20 protein-coding genes and 1 pseudogene are annotated in these 22,254 nt (G+C 69.2%); 8 read left to right on the plus strand and 13 right to left on the minus strand.

The window, feature by feature from the left end; translation table 11 throughout:
- Nucleotides 1-14: 14 nt before the first annotated feature.
- Complete coding sequence (locus QH470_RS33115; RefSeq protein WP_280276318.1) at nt 15-254, minus strand: hypothetical protein; 240 nt, start codon at nt 252-254, stop codon at nt 15-17.
- Between the two features lie 130 nt (nt 255-384).
- Between QH470_RS33115 and QH470_RS33120 the strand changes: the two genes are divergently transcribed.
- The gene (locus tag QH470_RS33120; protein WP_280276319.1) at nt 385-1,923 is read left to right on the plus strand and encodes a DHA2 family efflux MFS transporter permease subunit; all 1,539 of its coding nucleotides are present in this window, start codon (nt 385-387) and stop codon (nt 1,921-1,923) included.
- A gap of 32 nt (nt 1,924-1,955) precedes the next feature.
- Here QH470_RS33120 and QH470_RS33125 read toward each other — a convergent pair whose 3' ends face one another.
- Both QH470_RS33125 and QH470_RS33130 read right to left on the minus strand, forming a co-directional pair.
- A complete protein-coding gene (locus QH470_RS33125; RefSeq protein ID WP_280276320.1) occupies nt 1,956-2,918 on the minus strand; it encodes an inositol monophosphatase family protein in 963 nt (320 codons plus the stop codon).
- On the minus strand, nt 2,915-4,072 hold the full coding sequence (locus tag QH470_RS33130; protein WP_280276321.1) for a helix-turn-helix domain-containing protein: 1,158 nt from the start codon (nt 4,070-4,072) through the stop codon (nt 2,915-2,917). Before QH470_RS33130 ends, QH470_RS33125 begins: the two co-directional genes overlap by 4 nt.
- Before the next feature lie 233 nt (nt 4,073-4,305).
- On the opposite strand from QH470_RS33130, the gene QH470_RS33135 reads away from it, so the two are divergent.
- The gene (locus QH470_RS33135; RefSeq protein ID WP_280276322.1) at nt 4,306-4,665 is read left to right on the plus strand and encodes a hypothetical protein; all 360 of its coding nucleotides are present in this window, start codon (nt 4,306-4,308) and stop codon (nt 4,663-4,665) included.
- Between the two features lie 297 nt (nt 4,666-4,962).
- Here the strand turns inward: QH470_RS33135 and QH470_RS33140 are convergent, their stop codons facing one another.
- On the minus strand, nt 4,963-6,444 hold the full coding sequence (locus QH470_RS33140; protein WP_280276323.1) for an MFS transporter: 1,482 nt from the start codon (nt 6,442-6,444) through the stop codon (nt 4,963-4,965).
- A 53-nt stretch (nt 6,445-6,497) separates the two neighbouring features.
- Here QH470_RS33140 and QH470_RS33145 point away from each other — a divergent pair, with 53 nt between their 5' ends.
- Entirely contained in the window at nt 6,498-7,229 is a 732-nt protein-coding gene (locus QH470_RS33145; protein ID WP_280276324.1) for a TetR/AcrR family transcriptional regulator C-terminal domain-containing protein, read from the plus strand.
- Between the two features lie 7 nt (nt 7,230-7,236).
- Here QH470_RS33145 and QH470_RS33150 read toward each other — a convergent pair whose 3' ends face one another.
- From QH470_RS33150 to QH470_RS33180, 7 genes are all read right to left on the minus strand, one after another.
- Nucleotides 7,237-7,965 (minus strand): MgtC/SapB family protein, encoded by a 729-nt coding sequence (locus QH470_RS33150; RefSeq protein ID WP_280276325.1) that lies wholly within the window; start codon nt 7,963-7,965, stop codon nt 7,237-7,239.
- Nucleotides 7,966-8,266: 301 nt separating this feature from the next.
- Nucleotides 8,267-8,893 (minus strand): TetR/AcrR family transcriptional regulator, encoded by a 627-nt coding sequence (locus QH470_RS33155; protein WP_280276326.1) that lies wholly within the window; start codon nt 8,891-8,893, stop codon nt 8,267-8,269.
- A gap of 19 nt (nt 8,894-8,912) precedes the next feature.
- Nucleotides 8,913-10,787, minus strand: coding sequence for a Na+/H+ antiporter (locus QH470_RS33160; protein ID WP_280276327.1), 1,875 nt, complete (start codon nt 10,785-10,787; stop codon nt 8,913-8,915).
- A gap of 73 nt (nt 10,788-10,860) precedes the next feature.
- Nucleotides 10,861-12,189 (minus strand): pyridoxal-phosphate dependent enzyme, encoded by a 1,329-nt coding sequence (locus tag QH470_RS33165; protein ID WP_280276328.1) that lies wholly within the window; start codon nt 12,187-12,189, stop codon nt 10,861-10,863.
- The gene (locus QH470_RS33170) at nt 12,189-13,637 is read right to left on the minus strand and encodes a type III PLP-dependent enzyme domain-containing protein (protein ID WP_280276329.1); all 1,449 of its coding nucleotides are present in this window, start codon (nt 13,635-13,637) and stop codon (nt 12,189-12,191) included. The genes QH470_RS33165 and QH470_RS33170 overlap by 1 nt, the downstream gene beginning before the upstream one ends.
- Nucleotides 13,634-14,911, minus strand: a complete 1,278-nt coding sequence (locus QH470_RS33175) for a heavy-metal-associated domain-containing protein (RefSeq protein WP_280276330.1) — start codon at nt 14,909-14,911, stop codon at nt 13,634-13,636. The genes QH470_RS33170 and QH470_RS33175 overlap by 4 nt, the downstream gene beginning before the upstream one ends.
- Nucleotides 14,908-16,182, minus strand: a complete 1,275-nt coding sequence (locus QH470_RS33180) for an aminotransferase class V-fold PLP-dependent enzyme (protein WP_280276331.1) — start codon at nt 16,180-16,182, stop codon at nt 14,908-14,910. Before QH470_RS33180 ends, QH470_RS33175 begins: the two co-directional genes overlap by 4 nt.
- A gap of 152 nt (nt 16,183-16,334) precedes the next feature.
- Here QH470_RS33180 and QH470_RS33185 point away from each other — a divergent pair, with 152 nt between their 5' ends.
- Complete coding sequence (locus QH470_RS33185) at nt 16,335-16,766, plus strand: pyridoxamine 5'-phosphate oxidase family protein (RefSeq protein ID WP_280276332.1); 432 nt, start codon at nt 16,335-16,337, stop codon at nt 16,764-16,766.
- Nucleotides 16,767-16,793: 27 nt separating this feature from the next.
- Here QH470_RS33185 and QH470_RS33190 read toward each other — a convergent pair whose 3' ends face one another.
- Nucleotides 16,794-17,318 (minus strand): DUF2599 domain-containing protein, encoded by a 525-nt coding sequence (locus tag QH470_RS33190; RefSeq protein ID WP_280276333.1) that lies wholly within the window; start codon nt 17,316-17,318, stop codon nt 16,794-16,796.
- Between the two features lie 154 nt (nt 17,319-17,472).
- On the opposite strand from QH470_RS33190, the gene QH470_RS33195 reads away from it, so the two are divergent.
- Nucleotides 17,473-18,558, plus strand: coding sequence for a TerD family protein (locus QH470_RS33195; protein WP_280276334.1), 1,086 nt, complete (start codon nt 17,473-17,475; stop codon nt 18,556-18,558).
- A 36-nt stretch (nt 18,559-18,594) separates the two neighbouring features.
- Nucleotides 18,595-19,074 carry a hypothetical protein gene (locus QH470_RS33200; protein ID WP_280276335.1) on the plus strand — a complete coding sequence of 160 codons (480 nt, stop codon included), beginning with the start codon at nt 18,595-18,597 and terminating at the stop codon, nt 19,072-19,074.
- A 192-nt stretch (nt 19,075-19,266) separates the two neighbouring features.
- Here QH470_RS33200 and QH470_RS33205 read toward each other — a convergent pair whose 3' ends face one another.
- Nucleotides 19,267-20,982: a GMC family oxidoreductase gene (locus QH470_RS33205; protein WP_280276336.1), complete on the minus strand. Its 1,716-nt coding sequence runs from the start codon at nt 20,980-20,982 to the stop codon at nt 19,267-19,269.
- A gap of 179 nt (nt 20,983-21,161) precedes the next feature.
- Between QH470_RS33205 and QH470_RS33210 the strand changes: the two genes are divergently transcribed.
- Both QH470_RS33210 and QH470_RS33215 read left to right on the plus strand, forming a co-directional pair.
- Nucleotides 21,162-21,872 (plus strand): TetR/AcrR family transcriptional regulator, encoded by a 711-nt coding sequence (locus QH470_RS33210; protein ID WP_280276337.1) that lies wholly within the window; start codon nt 21,162-21,164, stop codon nt 21,870-21,872.
- A 107-nt stretch (nt 21,873-21,979) separates the two neighbouring features.
- Nucleotides 21,980-22,254: pseudogene (locus QH470_RS33215) on the plus strand (hypothetical protein); the annotation flags it as partial.

Here is a 22,254-nt window from a genome sequence, read left to right on the forward strand (position 1 = left end):
TGTTGTCTCCCTTGCTATTTCGTTGTGTCCCCACCCGGTCCGAAGTCGAGCGGCACCCAGGGAACGACATCGACGATGCGGCCTGGGTTGACGGCGACGACGAGCACGGTGGTGCCCGCGTCGAGCGGCTCGGCGGCGCGCGCGATGTAGATTTCGGTTCCCCCTCGGATCGCGACCAGGACCTCCCCGAGCATGTCTGCGCCCCGGATCGGCGATGTGAGCGTACCGGTCAACCCCTGCACCGGGTCGGTCATCAGTGGGAACTCCTTGCCCGGCAACGGTGTACGACAGTGGTCGTCCAGCCTACCGGCGGCGGATATGGTCGGATGCCCGGTTTCGGTGTGGCCTCTGGTGCTTCGGGGCGGCACCTGGCAGGCTGAAGCGGTGACCCTACCTCCGGATACTCCCGGGCCGCAGTCGGGACCGGTTTCCGACAAGCTCGATGCCGCCGTGTTCAAGGTGGCCGGTGTGGTGGTGATCGGCGCGATCATGTCGATTCTCGACATCACCGTCGTCACCGTCGCCATTCCCAAGTTCCAGACCGAATTCGGCGCCAGTTACGCCATCGCCGCGTGGGCGATGACCGGTTACACGCTGGCGCTGGCCAGCGTCATCCCGGTGACGGGCTGGGCGGCCGACCGTTTCGGCACCAAACGTCTGTACATGCTTGCGCTGGTGTTCTTCGTCCTCGGCTCGGCGCTGTGCGCGACGGCGTGGAACATGCCCTCGCTCATCGCCTTCCGGGTGATCCAGGGCCTCGGCGGCGGCATGCTGATGCCGCTGGGCATCACGATCATGACCCACGCGGCCGGGCCGCAGCGGGTGGGCCGGGTGATGGCGGTGATGGGCGTCCCGATGCTGCTGGGACCCATCGGCGGCCCGATCCTGGGCGGCTGGCTGATCGGGTTCCACTGGCAGTGGATCTTCCTGATCAACGTCCCGATCGGCGCGGTCGCGCTGGTGCTGGCGTACGTGGTGCTGCAGTCCGACCGGCCCGAGCCGTCGCAGTCGTTCGACTTCCTCGGCATGCTGCTGGCCTCGCCGGGCCTGGCGCTGTTCCTCTTCGGCGTGTCCTCCATTCCCGAGGAGCACACCGTGACCGCGACGAAGGTCCTGGTGCCGGCCGTGCTCGGGCTGGTGCTGCTGGTGTTGTTCGTGCTGCACGCGCTGCGCACCGAGCATCCGCTGATCGATCTGCACCTGTTCCGCAACCGCGATCTGACCTTCGCGGTGCTGACGATGCTGCTGTTCGCGGTGGCGTTCTTCGGATCCGGGCTGCTGCTGCCCAGCTATCTGCAGCAGGTGCGCGGCGAGTCCGCGCTGCACGCGGGATTGCTGCTCGCGCCGCAGGGCCTGGGCGCGATGCTGACGATGCCGATCGCGGGGCGGCTGGTGGACAAGATCGGTCCGGGCAAGATCGTGATGACCGGTCTCGCGGTGATCGCGGTCGGCATGACGTTCTTCACCCAGCTCGCCGCCGACACCTCGTACTGGATGATGGGCGCGGCGCTGTTCGTGACCGGTCTGGGCATGGGCTGCACGATGATGCCGACGATGACCGCCGCCATCCAGACCCTCACCCACCAGCAGGTGGCGCGCGGGTCGACGCTGATGAACATCGTGAACCAGACCGCCGCCTCGATCGGCACCGCCACGATGTCGGTGGTGCTGACCAACCTGCTCAACGACAAGCAGTTCGCGCAGGCCGCGATCGGCGCGAACTTCGACCCGTCCATCGCGGCGAAGCTGCCGCCGGGCGCGCTGGACGAGGGCCTGTCCGAGGCCGCGAGTTCCTTCGCCCACACCTTCATCGTGGCGGTCGTCCTCGTCGCCGCCACCTTGATCCCCGCGGCGTTCCTGTCCCGCAAGAAACCGGCCAACCCGGACGCGGTCACCGATGCCCCGGTGATGATGGGGCACTGAGTAATTCGCTGCCGGTACCTCCACGCCACCTGTCAATCGCGTACGCGAAGCGATTGCCGGATTTCCTCGGCAAGGCGGTGGGTACCGGCAGCGATGAACGTTCGGCGCCGGCCCATCGCCTGGCCGATGCTCGCGATGGAACCCAAGCCGTAGTCCAGTTCTATCTGCATCCCCAGCAAATCGGTGACGACGCCGCCAGCGGCGTAGAGGACGTAGTGGCCCGGGAGAAGGTCCCAAATAGCGAAGCCCTTCGCGAATTCGATCATCGCGTCGGAGAATCCCGCGGCCACATGACAGAGACCGATTGAACCGAAGTCGACTCCGAGGCGGCCGTTTGCCCTGCCACGGTCGGAGACAGCACTGAGAGCATCGAGAAAATCGTCCTGGCGGGCGAGGGGCCGGAACCTCTGCTCGGGTCGCATCATGTAATTGGTGACCAACGCATCGGAGAGGGCCGCAGTCGAGGGCCGCGTCAGCGCGTATTCCGTCCTGTCGGCAGTGACCATGAATGCGCGATCCCTGCCCTCGCGATTACGTGCGGCGACATAAAGTTGCACATGGTGAAATATGTCGCCCACGACGGCGACGACAGGGCGAGCCAGACTGCGCGAGTACACGAGCACATGCGTGTAGCCGTGCAATGCCCGCACCGCCAGTTCGCTCGTGTCGAGAGGGTCGACCAGGACACACAGATCCGGGTCGGGGTCCTCTCCGATAATCTCCGGATCCGCTTCTTCGGAGGCATAGACGAACGAGGGGATGAACTGCGCCAATCGCTCCTTGTAGCGCTCATGCATCCACAGGTCGTAGTCGGACAGGAAGTTGTCGGCGTGGCGCACGTTCTCGTTTTCTGCCCGGCGGCCGGTCAGAGCGGCTTCGACCAGCCGGGGCCGGATCTCGCTCATCATTCGCCGTGTCAGGTCGGCGATGTGCCGCGCGAGATCGTGACTCGTCTCGCCGTGAGTAGTCGGCTGGTCCCTTTCATCGCCGATCATCGCAACTCCAGTGGTGGCTCGATTCCGGGCGGGCTCATGGTGGCAGCGATAAAGACCGCTTGAAGATCGGCGGCCTGCATGATCTTCACTCCGGTGAGTTCATCGAAGCTTTTCACCCTCAGGTCGCGGCTCTTTGTCATGGCCCCGAACACGGCGAAGTACAAATCCGCCGTAGGGTACTTCGCGCGAACTCGTCGCGTCAGATAACCGATGACGTCAGCGTGTTTCACCTCGAAGTCGCAGATGACAATAGTCGTCGCATCGGGAGCATCGGGGAGAGACGAAGCGTCGTCGAGATCGATCCCATCGCGAATCTTGTTGCAGCGCAGATAGCCGATCTTGCAGCGGGAGAACCTAGAAGATGCCAGAAAGGTGGCCATAACCAGCCCCGCCTCGTTCACACCGAAACAGATATCGACGTCCAAACGTCTTCCGACATTTTTGATCTGTGCCGATAGTCGTTCCACCCCGTACCCGAATGTCTCCCATGTCAAGTCCAACAATCGGCCGGGATCAGGATTCGGCAGCGTGAACACACTGAGTTCGGGATTGCCGTGTTCGATAGTCGGCGCCGACAGGGTGAATTCCTCGCCGATTTGACATGTCGGCGAGCCCGATGGGAGTGCGCCGTCTTTGGTGGCAGGTAGAGGTAGCGGGTTATGCTCGGCAGCGGTTCGGGATTCGGACGTGAACTGTTTGAGAGACAGTTGGTCCTCGATGGGCAACCGTTCGTAGGCCTCGGCGATCAGCGCGGTCGGCGATATGGATTCTTCGGCAGCACCCAATGGTCCGCGACCGTATGCGGCGCAGAGGATCAATATGCTCGACAACGACGGCGGTGACCCTCGACCTCGCCCACGAGCCCAACTCTCCCATGCGTTGATGGAAGTACCGCCCAAGCTTGTCTGATAGCCGGTCACCTCGTTGTAGCGCTCAGCAGCCTGATCTTGAGACAGGCCGGCCGCGTACCGAAATGCTTGCAAGCTCGGTATATCCGGGTACAGCGCCATGAGTTCCGTTGCCGCGCGTGCCACCGATCCCACAGCCGTCCATAGCTTCTTGCCCGCAGCCGCCATCTCGCGACCGCGTGCCTGCGGCGTTGCGGATCGGTGTGCCCGCAGATTTGCGCTCGACGGGCTGGACGGCACTCCCACGGTGAGTATCCCTTCTCTGGGAACGAACGCGGCGCGCCCATGTTACCCATCGCAATGGGCAACAGGCCTTCTTTGGCTATAACAGCAGGTCAGATCACCTGGTAACTGGGCGATTCGCGCTCCTTTCAGCAGGTGTCACCACTACACGCACCTGCGACCGTTGTGAGGGCACGCCACGCGGAGAGAGGAACAGGGATGAGAGAAGCTGATGCCGGGTCGATGACATTGCCGGAATGGGTGACCAGCACGATGGCGACGCCGACTCCTCTCGGGCGGCAGCGCTGAGAGCGTTCCCGACCGCGCTCGGGTGGATCGACCCGAATGTGACCACAGCGCCGCGATGGGACGCCGCGCGGGTCGGACGACTGGCACGCAGTCTCGGCTACGTCTTGGTGTGGCCACCGGTTGCCAGTGTGTTGCCATTGGTCGATCAGGTGCGTTCGGCCGATGTCGATGTGGTGATCACGCCGTCGTCGGATCACTTGGACGCAATCACCCTGCACGCCCTGATGCATGTCGTCGACGTGGAAACGGTCTGCCCGCGAATGAGTTTCGCCCGCTGGGCGGTTGCGTCGACTGGGCGGCCCGGATGAGCGGGCTCGTGATCCTCGGCCTCACACTGGCGGTGGGTATGCCGGCCGCCGTATGCGTCGCCGCTGTCTGTTGGCCTACTTGTGGTCCAGGTGACGAGTCGGTCGACAGTCATCCGGGTGCGCATCGAGAAAGCAGCCGAGCACCACACAAGCTGGATGAAGATCTGAGTCGCTGACCGAGCAATCCGTCCATGACGAGATCTGCCGAACGGTGTGCCGCAGCGAGTGGCGGAATTCGGCGGTGACCGAGGACGTGGCGGACCGCACCCGCCGAGAAGTGGCGGGCGCGGCGCGTCGTCACGCTACCGAGGCGGATTCGGGTTCCTGGTGTTGGCTGGGTTTGCGGGTGCGGAGCAGGATCAGGCCCAGAAGGGCTGCGGCGATGGCGAATCCGGCGCTGATCCAGGAGCCGTAGTGCATGGCGGTGGTGAATGCCGAGCGTGCGGGTTCGGTGAAGCCGAGCTGGAGGGCGGCGCCGATGTTGTCGCGGGCGGCGGCGGGGATCTCGGCGGGCATGTGGGAGGTGAACACGCCCGCGAGGACGCTGCCGAGTACCGCGATGCTCAGCGCCTGGCCGACCTGTTGCAGGGTGTCGTTCATGGCCGAGCCCACACCGGCGTGCTCGAGCGGGATGGCGCTCATGATCGAGGCGTAGGCCGAGGGCCCGGCCAGGCCGCCGCCCACACCCATCACCAGCATCGACACCAGTACCCACAGGTAGCTGTCGGCGTTGGCGAGGACCGCGAAGGCCGCGCCCATCACCAGCAGGCCCGACACGATGAGCGTCTTGTTGCTCAGCGTCTTGCCCAGCGTGGCGCCCAGCCCGTTGCACACCGCGGCGGCGACCGCGTACGGCAGCAGCGCGAACCCGGCCTTCATCGGGGTGTAGTCGAGCACGAACTGCAGGTACTGGGTGAGCATGAGCAGCACCGCGCCCATGCCGAACACCATCAGCAGTAGCGTCAGGCAGGTGCCGGTGAAGTCGCGGTTGCGGAACACTTCCAGCGGCAGCATCGGATGTTCGGAGCGGTGTTCCCAGTAGGCGAATCCGGCCGCGGCCAGGACCGCCAGGGCGATCACCAGGATGTTCCATTCGCGTTCGATGATGACGTACACCGTCGCGGTGAGCGCCACGATCGACAGCCCCACCCCGACCAGGTCCACCGGCCGCTGCTCGCCGAAGGTCTCCGGCATGAGGACCACGGCGGCGGCGATCGCGAGGATCGCGACGGGGATGTTCAGCAGGAACACCGAACCCCACCAGAAGTGCTGGAGCAGCAGCCCGCCCAGGGTCGGGCCGGCGACGATGCCGACCATCGAGACCGTCGACCATCCGGCCATCGCCTTGCGGCGCTCGTCCTCGGCGAAGGTGGTCATCAGGATCGACAGGGTCGAGGGCATCAGCAGCGATCCGCCGACGCCCATGGCGGCGCGGGAGGCGATCACCTGCCACGGTTCGGTCGACAGCACCGCCACCAGCGAGGCCACGCCGAACACGGCGAGTCCGGTGATCAGCATGCGGCGGCGCCCGAATCGGTCCGACAGCGCGCCCGCGGTGAGCAGCAGGCCCGCGAACACGAGGATGTAGGCGTCGAGGATCCATTGGATATCGGCGGGGCCGGCCCCGAGTTCCCGGATCAGTGACGGTATGGCCAGGTTGAGGACGGTGCCGTCGATCATGAGCACCAGCAGGGACAGGCAGAGGACCGCCAGGATCCACCAGCGGCGCGGATCGCGGGCGACCTCGCCGGACGAATCTCGTACAGTGTTCGATTCCACTCGCACACCGTACGATAAACTCGAACACTGTGCCAGTGAATTAGGGTGAGGCGGTGGCCGAGAAGTTTTCCTCCGTGTGGACCCGCCCGCCGCGCCCGGCGCGGACGTCGGGCCTCGGGCGCGAGCAGATCGTGGCCGCGGCACTGGAACTGCTCGACGCCGAGGGGCTCGAGGCGCTGAGCATGCGCAAGCTCGGCGCCAAACTCCACGCCGGGGCGACCAGCCTGTACTGGCACGTTGCGAACAAGAACGACCTGCTCGAGCTGGTGCTCGACGAGTTCTGGGGCTACGTCGAGGTGCCCGACCCGGAGCGCAAGCCCTGGCGCGAGGTGATCACGACCTTCGTCTACAGCCTGCGCGTCACCATGCTCGAGCATCGCTGGGTGGCGGGGCTCATCGGGCAGATGCCCATGGTCGGGCCGAAGGCGTTCGAACTCAGCGACCGGCTGCGCCGGGCGTTCGTGCAGGCCGGATTCACCGGCCTGGACATCTACCTGGCGTCGGGCATGGTGATGAGTTTCGTCCTGGGACAGGTACTTCCGGAGATCAGCCTGAAACGAGTGTCCGACGGCCCGGAGTGGGACTACGACAATGCGATGACCACCCTGGAACGGGTCGCCCCCGACTACCCGGAGATGCTGCGCGACTACCGCGAATACATGCCCACCGACCCCGCCACCGCCCGTATGGTCGCCTACGACTTCGGCCTGCTGTGCGTGCTCGACGGCCTCGAGGCCCGGCTGCGGGCCGCGCAATCGCAGGAACCCGCCCGCGAGACCCGCTGAGCACGGGTCATCCCACGACGTCGGTGGTGTCGGGAATGCTCCAACCGACGCTGGTCACCGACGGTTCCAGGCTCAGCCGGCTGACCGCCGCCTCCATCTGGCGGTCGTCGCGCTGATCGCCGGACAGTTCGGCGCACACCCGCACCCGCCCGCGCGCGGCCGTCGCACCCGGCTCGGCGAGGTTGCGGCTCGACACCGACACCAGCCGGAAGTCGGTGCGCGCCAACGCCTGTACCAGTAGCGCCCGCACGTGCGCCTCGGCGGCGTCGTCGGTGACCGCGGTGAACACGTAGTCCGCGCGCTGCTCGCGGCCCGACTCGGGGTGGCGGTCCACCGCGCGACCGGCCCAGCGCAGGGCGGTGTTGACCGCGACCGCCGCGATCGTGCCCGCCGCGGCGGTGCCGTACATGCCCGCGCCCGCGAGCGCGCCGATCGCCGCCGAGCACCACAGCGTGGCGGCGGTGTTCAGCCCGCGCACGCTCGCGCCCTCCCGCATGATCACTCCCGCGCCGAGGAAGCCGATGCCCGAAACGATCTGCGCGGCAACACGTGTCGGGTCGGCGGCGCCGCCGTGGAAGCCGTGTGCGGACAGCAGCACGAACAGCGTCGCCCCGGCCGAGACGAGTGCGTTGGTGCGCAGCCCGGCCATCCGCGCCCGGTACTGGCGCTCCAGCCCGATCGCCACGCCCAGGCCCACGCCGGTGGCCAGCCGCGCCAGCATGTCGAAGGTCGTCATGAGTCAGCCCTCCCGCAGGCTCGTGGCGACCGGGACGCGCGGCGGGCTACCCGCGCAGGGGCGGGCGGGGGCGCGCAGCGGAGTGGTCGCCGAAAATCGTGTCGGCACAAGCGAATTGCGTACTGTCACCGTCTGACACGTCGACCACCTCCTTTCGCGCCGCGGAGTGGTCCGGCTCGGACAGCCGGACGGCGCACTCCTGGTCGGGCTTGTTCACCGTGCGTCGCACAGTAGACACCCGCCCGGCAGCGCCCGGCAACCCTGCTGTGAGCGGAATCGCACCACCGTCGTGCGGCCGCAGTCAGTCGCGGTAGAGGGCGCGGTACACGGTGATCACCTCGACCAGGTGATCCACCACCTGCTCCCGCGTCACCTTGAGCGAACCGTTCAGCCACGCCGAGAACATGCCCGCGTTGCCGGAGGCCATGGTGACCGCGGCCATGCGGCGGCGCACCGGATCCTGTATGTGTCCGAACAGGTGGTCCTGGATGAGCCGGGTGAACGTCGGCATCACCGCGATCGTGGTCTGCCCCAAGCCCGTACTCGAATACGGCTCCACCAGGAACAGCCGCGACTTGCGCGGGTCCTCGAGCACCTTGTCCACGAGCACACCCGCCAGTTCCCGGTCGCGCGCGGGACTGTCCGCGGCGGCGAAAGCGGTCATCGGCGCCAGGAACTCCTCGGCGACCTGACGGTAGAGCGTATCCAGCAGATCGTCACGGCTGGCGAAACTCTCGTAGAAATAGCGGTCGGTGAGCGTGGCCGTCCGGCACACCGCGCGCATCGTCACCGCGCCGGCGCCCGCCTCGCCGATCAGGTCGAGCGCGGCCTCCAGCAGCGCGGTGCGTCGCGCCTCGCGGCGTTCGGTGAGCGTCGTGCCGCCCCAGATCCGAGGTTCGGCGCCGGCGGAGTCCTGACCAGTGTGCACGCGCCCACCCTAACGGCCCTCAGCCCAGCAGCTCATCGACATAGCACCAGCGCCACTTCTCGCCCGGCTCCACGCTGCGCATCACCGGATGCCCGGTGGCGCGGAAGTGGCCACCGGCATGATTGCCCGGCGAGGAATCACAGCAGGCGATGTGCCCGCAGGACAGGCACATTCGCAGATGCACCCAGGTCAAACCCTCGGCGACGCATTCGGCGCAGGCGTCGGGCGTATCGGGGCGGGCGGTGTGCGGGGCCTCGCGCAGATGCTCGCAGTCACCGCCGCCCGCGGCCCGCAGCGGCCCGCTCGGCTCGTCGTCGACCTCGGCGACCCGGTCGATCGTCGACTCCTCCATGTCGAGTGCGCCCAGCACGTGCGCGAGGACCTCGTGGTCGACGGTGCCCGCGTCGCGCACCTCCAGCACGGTGGCGCGCTCGGCGGCCAGCATCGCCAGCCGCAGCCTGCGGTATTCGCCGCTGGGGGTGACCCGCACCGACTCCGCGCGCCCGAGCTGCTCCCAGGCGGCGAACACGCGGCGCGACACCCGATCCCGCAGCGCCGTCACCACCTCCGGCGGCGTTTCCGGCGCGATCTCCGATTCCAGCGCCGCCAGCCCGGCCGTGGTCGCCTGCTGCAGCAGATTGGCCTCCTGCAGCGCGTCCTCGGCGCGGCTGGGCCCGCGCAGCCGCAGCAGCCGCACCAGCATCGGCAGCGAAATGCCTTGCAGCAGTAGTGTTCCGCCCACCACGACCAGCGCGATCAGTTTCAGTGTGGCCAGTTCGGGGGTGTCGTCGGGCAGCAGCAGCGCCGCGGCCAGGGTCACCACGCCGCGCATGCCCGACCACGACACGACCGCCGGGCCGGTCCACGCCGGGCGCGGTTTGCCGCGCGGCCGCGATTCCACGAACCACGCGAAATAGGTGGCGGGGAACACCCAGAGCGGGCGCACCACGACCACCGTCAGCAGCACCGCGGCGCAGGTTCCCACGATCGTGGGGCGATCGAGCCCGCTGTTCCAGGCGTCCTCGACGATATGGCGCACCTGCAGGCCGATCAGCAGGAACACCGCGCTCTCCAGCAGGAACTGGATGGTGCGCCAGTTGGTGCGCTCGGCGATGCGCGAGGCCGCGGTCTGCCAGACCGGCGCGCCTTGGCCCAGGATCAGCCCGCACACCACCACCGACATCACCCCCGAGGCGTGCGCGGCCTCGGCGGGCAGATACGCCGCGAACGGCGCCAGCAGCGACAGGCTCGTGTCGAGCACCGGATCGGTGATGCGCCGGCGCAGCAGCGCCAGTATCGCCGCCGCGACCACCCCGATCAGCGCGCCGCCACCGGCGGCGTAGAAGAAGTCGCCGCCGGCCTGCCACACGCTGAAACTTCCCGCCATCGCCGCGATCGCGGTGCGCAGCGACACCAGCGCGGTCGCGTCGTTGAACAGCGACTCGCCCTCGAGCAGTGTCACGATGCGCCGCGGCATGCCCACTCGGCGGGCCACCGCGATCGCGGCCACCGCGTCCGGCGGGGCGACCACCGCGCCGATCGCCACCGCCGCCGCGAACGGCACCCCCAGCAGCCACCACACCACCGCCGCCACCGCGAACGTCGTCGCCAGCACCAAGCCCACCGACAGCAGCGCGATCGACAGCTTCTTGGGCCGGAATTCGATCAGCGAGGTGTTGATCGCCGCGGTGTACAGCAGCGGCGGCAGCAACCCCAGCAGCACCAGCTCCGAGTTGATGTCGACCTGGGGTATGAACGGCAGATACGAGGCGACCACGCCCGCGACGGTCAGCAGCAGCGGCTCGGCCATGCCCAGCCGGCGCGCCAGCGCCGCCAGCGCGACCGCCACGGCGACGAGGATCACCAGCCCGACAGCGATATGCACCCCGCCCATCCTGCCAGCACCCGCCGCGACCAGCGCGATCGGTAAGGGCCTCCTCCTGTGAGCCCTCGACCGCCGCGGAGACTCAGCGCGGCGCGGACTCCATGGGCAGGCCCGCGTCTCGCCAGGCGACGATGCCGCCGTCGAGGGTTGACGCGTCGAATCCGGCGCGGCGGGCCAGGGCGGCGAACCGCCGCGACACCTCGCCGACGGGGCACACGAATACCACCGGACGCGATCGTGAGAACGGTATGCCGTGGGTCAGCATGTCGTCGAGCTGGTCGTCTCGGATGTTCGACGCGCCGGGCACGTGCCCGATCCGGTAGGCCATCGCGCCGCGGGTGTCGACGATCGTCGGGTGTGCGGTGGCGTCGAGTTCGGCCAGTGCCGCCGGGGACAGCGCCGGCACCGCGGCCAGTTCCGCGGCAGAGGGCGGCTCGGTGCGGGAACCGCTGCGCCCGAACAACTCCGGGCGTCGCTTCTTGATATAGGACAGGTACGGTTCGAGCCGGTCGCAGACGATGATGACCGCCACGACCGGGGTGTCGGCGGCCGAATGGTCCAGTGCGCCCAGGAAATCCAGCGCCGCCGCGTAGGTGGCGCCGCTGGTGGGCCCGGCCAGTACGCCGTAGCCGGTGGCCAGTTCCACGGTGGCGTCGATGGCGCGCCCGGAGTCCACGGTCAGGATGTGGTCGTAGAAGTCGGGCCGGAACAGCCCCACCTCCCACATCTCGGTCTCCGACCGGATACCGGGGATGAAGTCCGACCGTTCCGACACCACCGCCAGCGCGCGCAGTTCCGGATTGTGCTTGCGCAGATAGGACGCCGCGCCGCGGGTGGAGCCGGTGGTGCCCAGACCGCCGGCGAGGTAGTCGACGCGGTGTACGCCGTCGCGGGCGAGGTCCTCGTGGATCTCGCGTCCGGTGCCGTGATAGTGCGCCTCGATGTTCTTCTCGTTGGTGTACTGCGACGGATGATGGTAGGCGCCAGGGTTTTTCGCCATCGTCGACTCGATCACCGAGTACACGTCGTTGGGGGTGGTGGGATCCGGGCACTCCGACAACCCGGGCAGCTCCTCGATCTCGGTGTCGAACAGCTGCAGCAGCTCCCGCACCTCCGACACCTTGATGCGGTTGGTGACCGCGCGCAACCCGACCCCGTGCAGGGCGCCCAGGATGCGCAGCGCCTTGGCGGTGTTGCCGCTGGACGCCTCGATCAGCGTCTGCCCGCGGGCGGTGATGTCGTCGAGTTCGTCGCGGATCATGCCCCACGCCACCCGGTCCTTGACCGACCCGAACGGGTTGCAGGACTCCAGTTTCGCGTACAGCTGCACGTTCTCGAGCCCGTGCACGGCCGGATCCAGCCGCAGCAGCGGGGTGTTGCCGATCAGGTCGGTGATGTGGTCGTAGCGCATCACACCGTCCCGGAGGCGGCGAGGGCGGGCTCGTAGTCGGCGTCGGGGCAGATCCGGAACTCCCCGGACCGGTGTGCCACCGCCAGTTTCGGCGGCAGCGGATGCATCGAGGCGGCCGCGGCGGACAGGTCGGAATGGTAGGCGGCGGTATTGGGGAACACCACCAGATCCCCGGGGCGCGGCCGCGCGTCCAGCCACACCTTGTGATTGGTGATCAGATCGCGTTCCAGGCACAGCCGCCCGGCGAAGAACACTCCCACCGGGCCGGGCTCTGCCACGGGGCCGCTGTCGCCCGCGGCGGGGAGCACGATCGGATCCACCATCACCTCCTGATCGGCCGGGGTGACGGTGTCGCGGCTGAGGTCGAGATTGACCAGCACGCTGCCGTCGGCGGCCTGTTTGACGAATTCCACTCGGGCCAGGGTGATTCCGGCGTGATCGACCAGCGCCTTGCCCGGCTCCAGCCACAGCTCCAGCAGGTTCTCCGCGGCCAGCTGCGCGACGGTGCGCCCGCCGTGCGCGTCGAGCGGCGCGGTGAGCAGGTCGTCGAGCATGCGGGCGGCGGGCACGGTGTTGGCGTACTTGTGGAACACGGGCGTGCCGTGCACGCCGGCGCCGTCGACATGGAAGCCGAAAGTGTTGCCGCCCCACGTCATCGGCTCGCCGCGGCCCAGCAGCGCCTCCCGCAGCGCGGCGACATAGCCGTCGAAACGGTCCGCGTCGGCGGTGAACACCTGCCGGAAGCCGCCGCCGATATCGAGCACCGCCGGCGCCAGACCATGGGAATAGGCGCGCTCGACCAGGCCCAGGCACGCCTCCACCGCACGCACCCGTTCGGCGGGTTCGCCGGAATCGATATGGAAGGCGAACCCGCGCAACGCGATCCGGTCACGCTGCGCCGCCGCCACCCCCAACGCCTCCTCGGCCTCGCCCAGCGCGATCCCGAACCGGCTCACCGGACTCGCTGCGAACCCCGAAACACGCAGCAGGACAGGGACAGCCACGCGCTCCCCGGCCAGCTCGGCGATCCTCCGCAGCTCCCACAGATTGTCCACGTTCACCGTCACCCCGGTATCGACCAGACCCCGCAGCAACGTCTCACCCTTCGGCCCGGTCACCTCGATGCGCTCGGGCCCGAACCCGGCCTCGGCCGCCGCCGCCAGCTCCTGGGCGGAGGCGACATCGACGGCGATCCCGGCCTGTTCGGCGGTGCGCAGGAACGCCCGCGACCGATTCACCTTGTGCGCGTAGCAGATCCGGTGCCGCGGCGACCGCCGTTCCAGCACCGCGCGCAGCCGGGCCAGGTTCTCCGCGTACACCTGCGGGAACACCAGGTGAGCGGGGGAGCCGAAGCGGGCCAGCGCGTCGGCGGCCGCGCCCGGTGTGTCGAGGAACGCGCGCACCAGCGGATGGATCTTGGCCGGTAGCGCGGGTAGCGCGGCGGTCATACCGCGCTTTCCGCGCCGCGTGACGCGACGGGCTCGGCCGCGGGCCGGGTCCGCACCGGGTTGTAGCCGCCGTCGCGCAGGGCCTCGAACGCGCGGTGGCGGTTGCGCGGGCTGCGGAACTCCGCCACCACGCGCTTGCTGATCAGATTGACCTCGTGCACGCGGATCCGCATCGACTCCAGCACGCCGGTGATGGTGCGCACGCAATGTTTGCAGTTCATGTCCGGCACATAGAAGATCTGGTCCTCGGCGGCGAGATCGCCGGCGCCGGGCTCGGATTCGCCCGGCGTCTCGGTCACCGTGATCGTGGCGATGGTGTCGCAGAACAGGTCCACGAACCGGTCCACCACCGTCGGCAGCACACTGGAGTGTTCGCCGTCGAGCCGATGCGGCATCGCCGCCAGGCACGACGGGCGGGTGCCCGGCGCCAGCAGCGCGTACTGGCGCGAGATCAGATCCAGTTCGTCGTGGTACTTCTCGATCGCCGCGGTCACCGACAATCCTTCCGGGCCGGTGGCGCGGCGCATCACGGTGTGCGCGTCGGTGATGGTGGCGTCCTTCATCGCGCGCAGGGTGGCGACGGTGTCGGCGGTGTAGCGCACGGTGCCGTCGGGCTGGGCGGCGAGGGTCACCGGGATCATGCCGCGCCGGTAGGTGGAGGCCTGCAACTCCCAGAACCAGCGGGTGGCCACGGCCGCGAAGATGCCCGAATCGCGGATGCCGCAAGCGAATTCGGCCGGTGTGCGGTAGGGCGTCCAGCGGGCCAGCAGCGCGTGCTGGGCCAGTACGCGCCCGCACGCCTCGATCCCGACCCGGAAGATGTCGATCGGGTCGTGATCGGTGGTGGTGCCCGCCAGCACGGCGCGATCGCGCGGGCCGAGGGCGGTGATCCGGCCGGCCAGGGCCGCGTCGCCGGCCAGGGCGTGCCACAGCCGCAGCACCGTTTCCCGCATCGCGATCGGCACGATCGGGCCCAGGCCGCCGGCATGGAAGTGCCCGGTGTTGGGGATGCCGTCGGAGTCGGTCCACTCGACCCGGTGGGTGGCGCTGGTGACCTGGTCGGCGCGGCAGGGCCGCATGAACCGTTCCAGATACAGCCGCTGTGACAGCGTCAGATGGGCGCCGGGTTCGGGACGCATTGCCGCGGTGCGGTATTCGCTCTCGAGCGGTCCGGGATCGGGCGGGTCGGCGAACAGGCCGGGGCGGGCCAGCCCGGCGAGGACGCGGGAGGCCGCGCGCCGGTCGTAGCGGGGGTGCGCCGGATCGGTTGTCATCGGACCTCCGTGGCAATGGTGGTGACACACCGCACGAATCGGTCGATCTCCGCGGCGGTGTTGTACAGGTGGGTGCTCACCCGTACCGAATCGTCGTCGGCGACAGCGGCGCTGCCCGACGGGACGCAGTGCGCGCCGGTGCGGACCAGGAATCCGGACTCGGCGAGCACGAAACCCAGATCGGTGGCGCCGATGCCGTCGAGAGTGAACGACACGATGCCGTACCCGGTCTCGCACGGCGCGTACGCCGGGCCGGGCAGGAACTCCAGCCCCGGCACCGCGCGCAGGCCCTCGATCAGTTGCCCGGTCAACGCCTGGTTGTGCGCGGCGATCGTGTCCAGCCCGATCGTGTCCAGGAACTCCAGCGCCGCGCCGAGGGCGAGCAGACCGGGCAGATTGGGTGTGCCGCCTTCCAGCCGGTCGGGCATGGGGCCCGCCGCCAGCCCCGAATCCGTCGCCGCCACACCGGAATTGCCGCCGGGCAGGAACGCGGTGAGCTGATCGTGCACGCGGCCGCGGCAATACAGCACACCGGTGCCGGGCGCGCCGAACATCTTGTGCGCCGACAACACCGCGAAATCCGCGCCGAGTTCCTCGACGTCGACCGGTATGTGCCCGGCGCTCTGGCTGCAGTCGAAACACAGCAGCACCCGCGGATCGAGGCGGCCGCGCAACTCCTCGAGTGTGGTGCGGGCACCGAACACGTGATGCAGGTGCGAGACCGTGATCAGGCGGGTACGCGGCCCGAGTTTGGCGGCGATGTCGTCGATGTCGGCCTCGCCGAGCGCGGTCACCCGGTAGGGGACCAGCCGGATGTGGCGACCGAACCGGCGCAGCGTCGCCTGCAGGTGCTGCCAGGGATACACGTTGGAGGAGTGATCGCGTGGGCTGTACAGGATTTCGTCGCCGTCGTCGAGGGTGGCCAGGCCCCACGCCAGCGCGACGGCGTTGAGGCCCGCGGTGGCGCCCGCGGTGAACACGACCTCTTCCGGTGCGGCGCCGAGGAATTCGGCGGTGCGGGCGCGGACCCCGGCGACGGCGCGGGTGAGGGTGGTCGCCCACGGGTAGCTGCCGCGCCCGGCGTTGGCGGTGCGGGAACTGTGGTAGCGGTGCACGGCCTCGATCACCGGGCGCGGCTTCTGCGTGGTGGACGCGCTGTCGAGATACACCTCGGCGGACTCGGCCAGCGCGGGGAACAACTCGCGCAGCGCCGCCGCGGGAACGGTCGGTGGCGGTCCGTCGGGGACAGTCCATGACGCAGATGACCGCAACGCGACGCTCCCTTCGGGTCGTGACGCTCCGACCTCACCAACGATCCGACCCCTCAACGATACGCATATTTCGCGACCTGTTCGAAGGTTCTCCCGGACAACGAGTTTCGGCCGCCGCCGCGGCGCGCACGGCGCACGGTACGGTGGACACCATGGCGCTGACTCCGCGAGACCGCGAGAAGTTCCTGTCCGAACCGCATGTCGGGGCGCTGGCGATCGCCGCCGGACCCGACCGCGGACCACTCACCGTACCGATCTGGTACGACTACGTTCCCGGCGGCGAGCTGTGGTTGCTGACCGGTCCGGAATCGAAGAAGATGACGCTGCTGCGGGCCGCGGGGCGGTTCAGCCTCATGGTCGAACGCGTCGAACCGACCGTCAGGTACGTGACCGCGGAGGGTCCCATCACGCGGATCGTCCCGGCCACCGACACACTGCACGAGGCGATGGTGCGGCGCTACCTGCCCGAGGACAAGGTCGCCGGATACCTGAAGTTCGCCGAAAGCCTCGGCGAGCAGTCGGCGGTGTACATGCGGCCCGACCACTGGCTCTCGGCGGATCTGGGTGACCTGAACGAATTCTGAACCCGGGCACGCACTCCGGACAGCCGCTCAGTTGCCCGCCGGATCGGGCCCGCCGGGATTGCAGCGGGCCTGCACGGTGCCCTGATACCCCGGCGCCGGTCGCCACGGCTCCAGATTCCAGCTCGGCTTGTCCGGTGCGACGAGGCGCGCCCACTCCCAGTGACACTTGAACTGGTCGTACATGCCGGGACTGTCGGCGTCGGGCGCCGCGGTGACCACCTCGCCCCAGGCCCGGTCCAGGGCGGCGGGGAAGGTGTCGGCGCGCCCGGCCGGACTGGGATAGACGCGCAGGCGGCGGCCGTCGGGGTCGTCGCCCCACTCGCTGCGGTCGATCAGCGCGCTGTCGGCGTACTCGTCGACGGTGGGCAGCGCCGCGAACGTCGACCCGGTGCCCGTCGCGGTCGGCGTGGCGGTCCGGGCGGGCGGGGTGATCGTCGTGGTGAGGCTGGGCTGCGCGGCGACCGGCGCGGGATCCTCGGCGCCGCACCCGGCCGCCGCCGGCGCCGCCGCCAGCAGCACCGCCCCGACCACCCGCCTGACGCTGTGGCGCACCGCGAACTCCTGCCTGCTCGTGCCTTCTCGCGCCGCTACCGTACCCGGTCGGGCCGCGGGCGCGGCAATTCGCTTGCTGCCGAGCCGGTTGCGAGACCGGCCGGGCCGATTCGGATGAGCCGGAACACGGGCCGGGCAACGTAAAGTAGGACGGGTGGCCGCACAGCTGACCAAGGGACAAGTCGACCGCCTCGCCGTCGACGACATCGTGGTATCGGTTCGGCACAGCGAGCCGATCGACCTCTCCGCACTGCTGCTCGACACCGGCGGCCGCGTGCGCTCGGCCGAAGACCTGGTCTTCTACAACCATCCCGCGGGCCCCGGCGTGCGGTTGGCGCCCGAGCACGCGACGCTGTCGATCGCGCTGCGGCAACTGCCGCCCGACATCCAGCACGTGCGGGTGTCGCTGTCGCTCGAGGACACCGCGGCCCAGTTCGCCGGTTTCGCGCCGCCGCAGGTCCTCATCGAGGACGCCGCCGGAAACCTGGTGTACGAGTACGTGATCGACGATGTGAGCCAGGAATCGGCGGTCATCGCCTTCGACCTGGACCGCGCCGGCGCCGAGTGGCAGGTGCGCACGCTCGGGCACGGTTATCCCGCCGGATTCGCCGCCCTGGTCACCGCGCACGGCGTCCCCGTGGGCGGTCCCGCCGCCGAGGTCTACCGCGGTCCCGCGGTGCTCGACCCCGGGCAGGAAGTCGCGCTAAGCGAGATCCGCAAAGGCGATCTGTCGCTGGTGAAGATGGCGGTCGGCTGGGACCCGGTGAAGGTGCACGGCCCGCGCGGGCTGCGCGATCTCGAGATCGACCTGGACGCCTCGGCGCTGCTGTTCGTCGGCCACGACCTCGTGGATGTCGCCTTCTACCAGCAACTCGCGTCCCGCGACGGGGCGGTGCGGCACTCCGGGGACAACCTGACCGGTGAGGGCAAGGGCGACGACGAGGTGATCACCGTCGACCTGGGCCGGTTGCCGACACAGGTGACGGCGATGGTCTTCGTCGTCACCTCCTACGCCGGGCACACCTTCGAACGCATCCGCAACGGCTACTGGCGCATGGTCGACGGCTCCACCAACGCCGAACTCGTGCGCGGCAATCTGCGCGGCGGCGGCCCGCACACCGCCATGGTGGTGGCGAAGGTGTATCGCGAGAACGCCAACTGGCGGCTGGCCTCGATCGGCGCGCCCATCGAGGCCGGGCATCCGGTCGAGGCGGTGCCACTGGTGGCGCCGTATCTGTAACCGCCCGTTCCGAAAACACGAGAGCGTGGGGACGACATGACAGCACCGGCCGTGAAATGCCTTGTCTGGGAACTGGACAACACGCTGTGGGACGGCGTGGTGTGCGATTCGACGAGCGGGCCGCTGCGGCCCGACGCCGTGCGCGCGCTACGCACTCTGGCCCGCCGCGGGGTCGTGCACGCCGTCGCCAGCCGCGGCGAATGGGACTGGACCAGCGACAAATTGCACCGGCACGGGCTGCACGCCGCCTTCGCCGCCGTCGAGGTCGGCTGGGGACGTAAATCCGCGGCCATCGCCCGCATCGCCGACCGGCTGCGCATCGACCTGACCGCCGTCGGCTACCTCGACGCCGAACCGCTGGAACGCAGCGAGGTCGGCCACGCGCTCCCGCAGGTCCGCTGCTACGCCGCCCGCCACGTCGACGTCCTCACCGCCCTCCAGGAATTCCGCGCACCGGTGTCCACCGCCCCGCCCCCCACCTCGCCCATGGGCTTCGCCCACATCCCCGACCAGTGAACATCGGCGCAGGCCCGCGCTCGCCCGGTGCCGGGTCGTAAAATCTTGCGCCGGAATGGCATTGGGTGCATGGATGCATTCGATGCACCATTGCATGTCATGCCGTCGCAGGCGTCTTTCCGGGTGCGCGGTGCCGCCTGATGCCGGTGGGCGCGGACTCCACCGGCGATCGTCGGGCGGGGCGCGGAAAGCTCAGGCGGTGTCGCGGCGGATCTCGACGATCGGCAGCACCAGCGCCGCGGGCGCGCCGGCGGGCACGACCGGCCGCTGCGGGGCCACCGGAGAGATCCGCTCGTACGGGGCCTGCTGGGGCGGGCGGGTGTCCTGCTCGCCCTTGTTCGGCCACAGCGCCGCCGCCCGCTCGGCCTGCGCGGTGATGGTCAGCGACGGATTCACGCCCAGATTGGCCGACACCGCCGCCCCGTCCACCACGCTCAGCGTCGGATAGCCGTACACGCGGTGATACGGGTCGATCACCCCGTGCTCGGCGTCCGCGCCGATCGCCGCGCCGCCCAGGAAATGCGCCGTCAGCGGGATATTGAAGATCTCGCCCCAGGTGCCGCCCGCGATACCGCCGATCTTCTCCGCCACCCGGCGCGTCGCCTCGTTCCCCGCCGGGATCCACGTCGGATTCGGTTCGCCGTGGCCCTGTTTCGAGGTGAGCTTCCGCCCGAACAGGCCGCGCTTGGTGTAGGTGGTGATCGAATTGTCCAGGTGCTGCATGACCAGCGAGATGACGGTGCGCTCGCTCCAGTTCTTCACCCGCAGCATCGACAGCAGCTGCAGTGGATGGCGCAGCACCTCCCACAGGAACCGCAGCCAGCGCGGCACGCGTCCGCCGCCGTCGACCATCAGCGTCTGCAGCAGGCCCATCGAGTTGGAGCCCTTGCCGTAGCGCACCGGTTCGATGTGGGTGTCGGGAGTGGGATGGATCGAGGAGGTGATGGCCACGCCGCGGGTGAAGTCGCGATCCGGATCCACGGTGCGGGTCGCCGCCCCCACGATCGACTCGGAATTGGTGCGGGTCAGCTCGCCCAGCCGCGGCGACAGGCCCGGCAGGACACCCTTGTCGCGCATCGCGAACAGCAACTGCTGGGTGCCGCGAGTGCCCGCGGCCAGCACCACGTGCCCGGCGGTGTACGACTGCGGCGACTTGCGCAGCCACGCGCCCGTGCGCTGGGTGTCGACCTGCCACGCCCCGCCTTCCAGCGGCCGCACCGCCGTCACCGTGGTCAGCGGGATCACCTGCGCGCCAGCTTGTTCCGCGAGATACAGGTAGTTCTTGACGAGCGTGTTCTTGGCGCCGTGGCGGCAGCCGGTCATGCACTCGCCGCACTCGAGGCAGCCCGTGCGGTCCGGTCCGACGCCACCGAAATACGGGTCGGACACCCGCTTGCCGGGCTCGCCGAAGAACACCCCCACCGGTGTCTGTACGAACGTGTCGCCCACGCCCATGTCCTCGGCGACCTGCTGGAAGACCTCGTCGGCGGGCGTGATGTGCGGATTGCGCACTACGCCGAGCATTTTCGTGGCCTGCTCGTAGTAGGGCGTCAGCTCCGAGCGCCAGTCGGTGATCTCGCGCCATTGCGCGTCGTGGAAGAACGGGTCCGGCGGCACGTAGAGGGTGTTCGCGTAGTTGAGGGAGCCGCCGCCGACTCCCGCGCCGCCCAGGATCAGCACATCGCGCAGCAGATGGATGCGCTGGATCCCGTAGCAGCCCAGCTTGGGCGCCCACAGGAACTTGCGCAGATCCCAGCTGGTGTCGGGCAGTTCGTCGTCGGCGAAGCGCCGCCCCGCCTCGAGCACACCGACCCGGTAGCCCTTCTCCACCAGCCGCAGCGCGGTGACGCTGCCGCCGAAACCGGAGCCCACGATGAGCACGTCGAAATCGGTATCGGGCTGGGCCATGTCGCCGCTCCTTGCTCGGTGTCGCCTGTGACGCTGCTTACGTTACTACCGAGTACAGTACCTGTGTCGCCCGGTATCCCCTAACCACTCGGTAGTGCTCACCAGCGCAATCGCATTCGAGGTGCCGGAAGCGGTGATCGCATGTGGATGCGGTGCTCTCGATATGGCATGGTGAAACCATGGCCACGACACCGAGGGCGCGTGCGCGCGCCCGCACCATGGCAGACATCGTGCGCATCGGGCGCGAGCACCTGGCCCAGCACGGCGCGGCGGCGCTGTCGCTGCGGGCGGTGGCCCGCGATCTCGGCGTCGTCTCCTCGGCGGTGTACCGGTACGTCAGCAGCCGCGACGAACTGCTCACCATGCTCGTCGTCGACGGCTACACCGAACTCGCCGACGCCGTCGACGCCGCGCTGGCGCAGGCCCCGGCCGACCCCGCCGAGCGTCTGCGCGTCATCGGTCGCGCGGTCCGCACCTGGGCGCTGGGCGAACCGGCGGGCTACGGACTGCTGTTCGGCACGCCGGTGCCGGGCTACCACGCCCCGGCCGAACAGACCGTCGCGCCGGGCACGCGGGTCATCGGCGCCCTGCTCGTCGTGCTCGAAAACGCCTATCGCGCAGACCTTCTCGCCGAACCCGCGCAGCCGCCGGCGGTGTCGGAGCGACTGGCGGGCGACCTGGTGCGGATCCGGTCGGAATTCGGTCTGACACTGCCGGATTGGGCGCTGGTGCGCGGAATCTCGCTGTGGACGGGGCTGTTCGGCGCGGTGAGCTTCGAGGTGTTCGACATGTACGGTGCGGACACCTTCACCGACCGCGCCGAGGTGTTCGAACGCCACCTCGACAGCCTGTGCGCCCTGGTGGGATTGCGCGCAGCGCGCACCGGGTAGACCCGCAGTGGATGTGCATTCGCCGCGCTCATCGTGCAGGATGTCACAACCCCCGAAGCGATTTCTCAGCTTCTCCACAGCACGATGGTGTGAAACTGTACGGCGAGATGAACGACGAAACCGAACCGATCCCGGTCGTGCCCGACCCGCGCGCCGGTGGTCGCCACGCGCGGCCCGAGTCACCGGCCGCGCCCGATCGGTCCGGACAATCCCGGCGTGCGCGCCACGAACAGCCCGAGCCACCGGCGCGCGGCCGCGCCGCCTCCCCCCCGCCCCCCCGGGAGCCCCGCGGCGAGGGCCCCGATGCGGTCGTGCGCGATGTGCGGCCCGCGCTGTCGTGGGGTCAGACCCACGACGCGGTCGCCACCATGTGGTCCGCGAT

It is taken from the genome of Nocardia wallacei, assembly GCF_029868745.1.
In the GTDB taxonomy this organism is placed as follows: Bacteria; Actinomycetota; Actinomycetes; order Mycobacteriales; family Mycobacteriaceae; genus Nocardia; species Nocardia wallacei_B.

Coding starts and splice junctions, on each gene's coding strand:
- QH470_RS33200 (WP_280276335.1), top strand. CDS start 18,595: ATGACAGCACCGGCCGTGAAATGCCTTGTCTGGGAACTGGACAACACG.
- QH470_RS33150 (WP_280276325.1), bottom strand. CDS start 7,965: ATGACGACCTTCGACATGCTGGCGCGGCTGGCCACCGGCGTGGGCCTG.
- QH470_RS33160 (WP_280276327.1), bottom strand. CDS start 10,787: ATGGGCGGGGTGCATATCGCTGTCGGGCTGGTGATCCTCGTCGCCGTG.
- QH470_RS33205 (WP_280276336.1), bottom strand. CDS start 20,982: ATGGCCCAGCCCGATACCGATTTCGACGTGCTCATCGTGGGCTCCGGT.
- QH470_RS33115 (WP_280276318.1), bottom strand. CDS start 254: ATGACCGACCCGGTGCAGGGGTTGACCGGTACGCTCACATCGCCGATC.
- QH470_RS33210 (WP_280276337.1), top strand. CDS start 21,162: ATGGCCACGACACCGAGGGCGCGTGCGCGCGCCCGCACCATGGCAGAC.
- QH470_RS33165 (WP_280276328.1), bottom strand. CDS start 12,189: ATGCGCTACGACCACATCACCGACCTGATCGGCAACACCCCGCTGCTG.
- QH470_RS33170 (WP_280276329.1), bottom strand. CDS start 13,637: ATGACCGCCGCGCTACCCGCGCTACCGGCCAAGATCCATCCGCTGGTG.
- QH470_RS33135 (WP_280276322.1), top strand. CDS start 4,306: ATGGGTGACCAGCACGATGGCGACGCCGACTCCTCTCGGGCGGCAGCG.
- QH470_RS33175 (WP_280276330.1), bottom strand. CDS start 14,911: ATGACAACCGATCCGGCGCACCCCCGCTACGACCGGCGCGCGGCCTCC.
- QH470_RS33185 (WP_280276332.1), top strand. CDS start 16,335: ATGGCGCTGACTCCGCGAGACCGCGAGAAGTTCCTGTCCGAACCGCAT.
- QH470_RS33125 (WP_280276320.1), bottom strand. CDS start 2,918: ATGATCGGCGATGAAAGGGACCAGCCGACTACTCACGGCGAGACGAGT.